Origin of the sequence: Neobacillus fumarioli NBRC 102428, from assembly GCF_001591485.1 — a bacterium.
In the GTDB taxonomy this organism is placed as follows: Bacteria; Bacillota; Bacilli; order Bacillales; family Cytobacillaceae; genus Neobacillus; species Neobacillus fumarioli.
On record NZ_BCUZ01000165.1, the window covers coordinates 1 to 5127 of the forward strand.

A 5127-nucleotide genomic window follows, 5' to 3' on the forward strand; every position below is an offset into this window, starting at 1 on the left:
GTGTCCTTCATCCGGTGTATGAAAGACAAAACTCAGGTGAATGGGTGGGGGAAATGCCCTTCATCAAGGGTATGAAAGACAAAACCCAGTTGAATGTGTGAGGGAAGTGTCCTTCATCCGGTGTATGAGAGACAAAACTCGGGTGAATGGGTGGGGGAAATGTCCTTCATCAAGGATATGAAAGACAAAACCCAGGTGAGTGCAAAGAGGAATGTCCTTCACCCGGGTCATGAAACCTAAAACTTGACTGGATCAATCGAAAAAGGACCCTCATCAAGTCAATGAAGGCCAAAACATCCTTTTACGATTCTTATTGAGCAGCTTTTTCCGGCTTATTTTTAAAATCCCGCAAAGCTAAATAAACCATAAAGCCAAGGTCCAGCACGATAATGACGATTGCAGACCATTGTCCCCCTGTTAAATTACCGTAACGCGGGGAGTCCCCTCGGAAATATTCTAAAATGAACCGTTCAAGGAAATATAGGAACACATAGAACGAAACGATCCAGCCTTTCTTCAGCTTGTGTCCTGCGAAGCTTTGGATCATAAATAAAATACAGAATAGGATCATGTTCCCTTGACTTTCCCAAACCTCGGCGGGCCATAATGGCTTACTGCCGTAGTAATTGTAGGCATAAGAATCTTTTGGATAGACGATTCCAAAATTTCCTCCCGTCGGTTTTCCAAAAGCATCTCCATTCATAAAACAGGCAATCCGGCCGATGCCTTGGGCCAGAATGGTGGCAGGCGCTAATAAATCGGCAAATTCCAAAAAACTGATCTTATGGTATCGTGAATAAATGAATAAGGTAATAATCCCGCCTGCAATGGCTCCTTCAATCGAAATGCCCCCTTGCCAGATCGCAAAAATTTGCAGTGGATGCTTGGAATAGGTAGGCCACTGAAAGATAAAGACATGCCAAATACGTGCTCCAATGATCGCTCCTAATACACCATAAATAAGAAAATTTTGCAGGTGCTGATAGTAAATCGTCTTTCTTGTTAAAGCGAGACCAACGCCATAGCCAAGTATGATCGCCAGAAGGGAGATCACAGCATGTGTTTGCACTTCATAGCCGAATAAGTTAAATAAGTCTTTATGCATTTTTCTAAAAACCCCTTCATCATTCTTTTTGTTTTAATAATAGACTGAAAAAATGGAAAGCACAATTTTTTTCAGACTTAAGTCTTAGAAAAAGCTCCATCCAGAGACGATTTTTAACTATTATGTTTTATCGTACAATGTAAATAGCGGAGAACACCATTCTAAAAAGGATCATATCCTGTGGAGTGGAAAAATCCTTTGCAAAGAGGTATAATACAAACTACTCTCTAATTACAAATTTTTATGTTAGGAGAATGATAGATGAAGAAATTAATATTAGCGTTTATGTTGCTGTTATCGCTTGTAGTTCCAAGTATGACGGAAGCAAGAAGCTTTAGCGGCGGGCATAGTTCGATCAGTCATAGCTCATCTTTTAGTACTCATTCGTCCACGGTGAATTCAGGGGGCACTTATCACTCAGGATATAAATCGCCATCAAGTAATGTATCAAGGTCCTCGTCCTATCATAATAATGCACCAGCTCCAGCTCCTAAACGAAGCAGTTTTTGGAGCCATGCTGCCGCATTTGGAGCAGGGACGCTTTTAGGAAGCATGTTTCACCCATTTGGCTACCATAGTTATGGTCACAGTTATGGGTTCTCCTTTATAGGGCTCCTCTTTGATATCCTGATTATTGCGATTATTATTTGGGTGATCAAAAGGATCTTCACTGGAAGACGTTACTAGGGGGCATCATTATGGAAATATTATTTAATGAACAAGATCTAATCGACAGTGTTTGCGTCTATGTTGCGGCAAAAGAATATACGAACCCGGAAAGTGTCGAAGCTGACTTAATGTTTAACCCGTCATTTGGCTTCTCGGCGGAAGCCAATATAAGGGGCAGAATTAGAAATCTGACCGAGCAGGATTTGATTGATGCGGTGGCGGTTTACCTGCGGGATTATCATCACTTTAACCCTGACCATCTGCTCGTGGATTTGCGCTTTGCGGAACGTGAAGGGATCACGGCCTCGATTCAGGTGAGATAAGGCAGCTTGTGTTGATAGATCCGGAATTTGTATGGATATCACTCTTAGGGTCAATGTGGGTACATTGGCCCTATGAAGATTAAAAAACTAGCAGGCAAAACCTAATTTGTGAAAGAATATCTTGCATGATATTCTAATGTACAACTTTAGGTTTTATATTTTTGTACACAAACACAACGACGAACGCAAGCTGAAAAAATCATTCTATTGGTATAAATATAGAACAAGCACGGATTTCCCCGCATTCTTTCACGGATAAAATATTTTCACATAAGATGTGTACAGTAGAGGAAGAAGAAAAGTGCCTTCCGTTATTAATTTAGGTGTTTTAAATGTCAACACGCCGCAGCAAAACGCATCTGTAATAGGTGGTGAGTCTATACTTACAGGGATGGATGCCAACCAGCTTTTGGGGGTACATTTGGCCTGTTTCATATTGTGTCTCCCAATATAGGGAATAATATCGATTCCTTAGACGGTATTGACGGCGTTATTTTTGATCAAGATTTAAAACTGAATTTTGGCGGGAAAATATAAGCTTTTTTACCATTCTTTACTTTGGTTTACCTTAGTTAAGGATGGTTTTTTCTTTAAAAAAGAAAAACCCTTTTTAACTAAAGGGCTTGGTGCTGCTCTCTTCGCTTTTAGGCTCGTGATTGGTTAATGAAGCTGCTGCACGGGCAAAGTTGTTTCGGTCGCCGTGAATGTTGCCTAACCCCTGGTAATGTTTTTTCGTGTTTTTAAAGTTCTCAATAATGTTATTCCCAATACTAAAACAGGATGCTTCGGCGATGCTTCCGATTTTAATCGTGCCAATATGAAAGGTTGGAGACAGAATGGGGGATGCCATGAATTCAGCCTTCCTTCATTTTGTTTTTCATCCAATAATTGTGGGTAAGCTTATTTTCTCTTCCGGAAATGGTTCCGATGACTTCGTTTACTTCTTTTTGGTTTTGGAACTGTTTTAGGGTGTTTGTTTTTCCGATGAACATTCCTGCTGAGGTTTCCATTTTCGTAATGGATATGTTTTCTAATGAAAGTTTCACTCGAGTTCACTCCTTTTTTATTAAACTATTCATGATCTGGGCGATTGACACAAAAACGAAGTCCAAAACATATTGTAACAATATGTTAATGAAGAAATGTGGTGAAGGAATGCTTCAATCATTTGACTTTAAATTTGTCGGAAATATCAATGTTCAGTCTATGGAACGACAAGCTGGTATCTTTATCGGGGAACGAAATAATGCCATTGGCTGGAGTGCTCATGGCAAGGTAAACAATGTCATTGGGGGAGTTGGGGGCAGTTCCAATCTTCTTTATCAAAATATAGCGATTTTAAATGACCCCGATTCTATTGATACACCGATTGACGACAGGGATATCCATATTTCGGTGGACAACCCGGAGGCTGAAAAAACATCAAACTTTACGCTTGAAAGTGTCCATGTGAATACGATGCAGCAAAACAACGTGGTAGCAGTCGGGGAAACGCGGGTCACCGGAATGGATGCTAATGAAAAAGTCAATCAGGCACAGGGAAGAATTGATGGAGACCACAATAAAATTTTATGTAATTTGAATGTGAACCATGATCCGGATCAGATCGACGGCATTATTGAAGATCAAGATGTGAAAATTGCCAATGTCATACAGCGATCATAAGGGGTTATCTGTGAAAACGGTAGCCCTTTTCTGTTTTCGTGAATATGGGCTGTTGTGGTGATTCTTCCATAGCAGCCTCTTTTTTGGCGGTTTCTTTGTCAATAAGTGAGGCTGGCAAATCCTCCGGCCTGCTGATATTCGTTCCGATCAGCAGTTTTCCGCTAAGCTCATCAATTTCAATATTATCCATACGAAAAATAATATTTTCCAGATGGTCAACTTGAACATGTTCAAGGTGAATATTCCCACTAGTCTCTTTTGGCCGCTGTTCCAATAGTTCAATCACTCGGTCTAATTTTTCTAACAGAAGAGAGTTTATTTTTTCATCTTTTTCTTGTGGTTTCTTCTTAAATGAAAAAAAGTTAAACATAAACTCTCCCCCCTCTATATACTTCTTCATTCTTCACTATATGTGGTTAGAACAGTTCTTATTCGGGCTTGAAGTTGGGATGTATTTTGGCGGTAAACCTTGTATGATAGAGTTTAGAAGATGACCTCAAACGGGAGGGATTGCTGTTGAACAAAAAGCGGAAGATCTTTATAGGAAGCTTAACGATGCTATTGATTGCGGCTTTATATATTCTTTTTCATATAACTCCGAATTTGGCATTAAGAACTTATGTGTTCTTTTCCATGGGCCATCCTGTCAGTGCTGTGATCACAGGGATTCGGGATACGGATTACTACACAGATCATGTCATTTATAAAGATATGAAAGAGATGATGGTGAAGGAACATGCCAAGGCTTATACCCTTACGAAACCTCCTAAAGAGGAGAATGTGGAGTTAAGCAACTATGTGGTGAAGAAGGCAGGGTTTTTATATTTTGCAGATTATATAGGATACGATTAAACTCAATAATAAAAAACTCCGCCGGAACAGCATCACTCCGGCGACCTTACCCCATTAAAAATGGAATTCTTGAAAATGCCGCTTTTGCAAACCAGCGAAGAAACGTTAATTGCCAGCCACCGGTTCCAAATCCGGTTTTTATTTTGGTAATACATACTTTACTAGGGCCAATGCTTACTTTGGTTACGTCAGCGCCGGCATTTTCTAGTGCCCTGACGGCTTCAGTGATGTCTTATTGAAAGATAACCCTTATAATTTGAAGTCGGTCGCCTAGCTATATTTGTCATTCGGCTTTATAGATACCCCTTAACACAACGGTGCTCGGCCGTTACGCCTTTCGCTGGGAAAGCTGTGAACGAAAAATGGAGAAAATCCAATAAGAGAGTTGAATTTGTAAAAATTCCTTAAAAATTCCCGCTGGAACAGAACACAGCGGGGAGTTTGTGTTTAGATGAAGGACACTCCTCTTTGCACTCATATGAGTTTTGTCTTTCATCCTGATGATGAAGGACA

At 40.2% G+C, this 5127-nt stretch carries 9 protein-coding genes and 1 pseudogene; 4 read left to right on the top strand and 6 right to left on the bottom strand.

Going from position 1 to position 5127, the window contains the following annotated elements; all coding sequences use genetic code 11:
- Positions 1-310: 310 nt before the first annotated feature.
- Positions 311-1105: a prolipoprotein diacylglyceryl transferase gene (gene lgt, locus BFU02S_RS14725; protein WP_066372260.1), complete on the bottom strand. Its 795-nt coding sequence runs from the start codon at positions 1103-1105 to the stop codon at positions 311-313.
- Between the two features lie 261 nt (positions 1106-1366).
- Here lgt and BFU02S_RS16875 point away from each other — a divergent pair, with 261 nt between their 5' ends.
- Together BFU02S_RS16875 and BFU02S_RS14730 are read left to right on the top strand one after the other, a co-directional pair.
- Positions 1367-1792: a hypothetical protein gene (locus BFU02S_RS16875; RefSeq protein WP_157075954.1), complete on the top strand. Its 426-nt coding sequence runs from the start codon at positions 1367-1369 to the stop codon at positions 1790-1792.
- 11 nt (positions 1793-1803) lie between these two features.
- A complete protein-coding gene (locus tag BFU02S_RS14730) occupies positions 1804-2097 on the top strand; it encodes a DUF2653 family protein (RefSeq protein WP_066372263.1) in 294 nt (97 codons plus the stop codon).
- A gap of 610 nt (positions 2098-2707) precedes the next feature.
- Here BFU02S_RS14730 and BFU02S_RS14735 read toward each other — a convergent pair.
- Positions 2708-2947, bottom strand: a complete 240-nt coding sequence (locus BFU02S_RS14735) for a hypothetical protein (protein WP_066372265.1) — start codon at positions 2945-2947, stop codon at positions 2708-2710.
- A gap of 4 nt (positions 2948-2951) precedes the next feature.
- On the bottom strand, positions 2952-3143 hold the full coding sequence (locus tag BFU02S_RS14740) for a hypothetical protein (protein ID WP_066372267.1): 192 nt from the start codon (positions 3141-3143) through the stop codon (positions 2952-2954).
- A 109-nt stretch (positions 3144-3252) separates the two neighbouring features.
- Between BFU02S_RS14740 and BFU02S_RS14745 the strand changes: the two genes are divergently transcribed.
- A complete protein-coding gene (locus BFU02S_RS14745; RefSeq protein ID WP_157075955.1) occupies positions 3253-3762 on the top strand; it encodes a hypothetical protein in 510 nt (169 codons plus the stop codon).
- Between the two features lie 4 nt (positions 3763-3766).
- Here the strand turns inward: BFU02S_RS14745 and BFU02S_RS14750 are convergent, their stop codons facing one another.
- Entirely contained in the window at positions 3767-4132 is a 366-nt protein-coding gene (locus BFU02S_RS14750; protein ID WP_066372272.1) for a hypothetical protein, read from the bottom strand.
- A gap of 146 nt (positions 4133-4278) precedes the next feature.
- Here BFU02S_RS14750 and BFU02S_RS14755 point away from each other — a divergent pair, with 146 nt between their 5' ends.
- Positions 4279-4614, top strand: coding sequence for a YjcN family protein (locus tag BFU02S_RS14755; RefSeq protein ID WP_066372274.1), 336 nt, complete (start codon positions 4279-4281; stop codon positions 4612-4614).
- Positions 4615-4690: 76 nt separating this feature from the next.
- On the opposite strand, the pseudogene BFU02S_RS16530 reads toward BFU02S_RS14755, so the two are convergent.
- Both BFU02S_RS16530 and BFU02S_RS17165 read right to left on the bottom strand, forming a co-directional pair.
- Positions 4691-4837, bottom strand: a pseudogene (locus BFU02S_RS16530) (IMP dehydrogenase); the annotation flags it as partial.
- Positions 4838-4942: 105 nt separating this feature from the next.
- The coding region (locus tag BFU02S_RS17165; protein WP_218005657.1) for a hypothetical protein at positions 4943-5127 on the bottom strand (185 nt) is incomplete at its 5' end.

Excerpts from the sequence above, each read along its gene's own strand:
- BFU02S_RS14750 (WP_066372272.1), bottom strand. The coding sequence starts at position 4,132 with ATGTTTAACTTTTTTTCATTTAAGAAGAAACCACAAGAAAAAGATGAA.
- BFU02S_RS14735 (WP_066372265.1), bottom strand. The coding sequence starts at position 2,947 with ATGGCATCCCCCATTCTGTCTCCAACCTTTCATATTGGCACGATTAAA.
- lgt (WP_066372260.1), bottom strand. The coding sequence starts at position 1,105 with ATGCATAAAGACTTATTTAACTTATTCGGCTATGAAGTGCAAACACAT.
- BFU02S_RS14745 (WP_157075955.1), top strand. The coding sequence starts at position 3,253 with ATGCTTCAATCATTTGACTTTAAATTTGTCGGAAATATCAATGTTCAG.
- BFU02S_RS16875 (WP_157075954.1), top strand. The coding sequence starts at position 1,367 with ATGAAGAAATTAATATTAGCGTTTATGTTGCTGTTATCGCTTGTAGTT.
- BFU02S_RS14730 (WP_066372263.1), top strand. The coding sequence starts at position 1,804 with ATGGAAATATTATTTAATGAACAAGATCTAATCGACAGTGTTTGCGTC.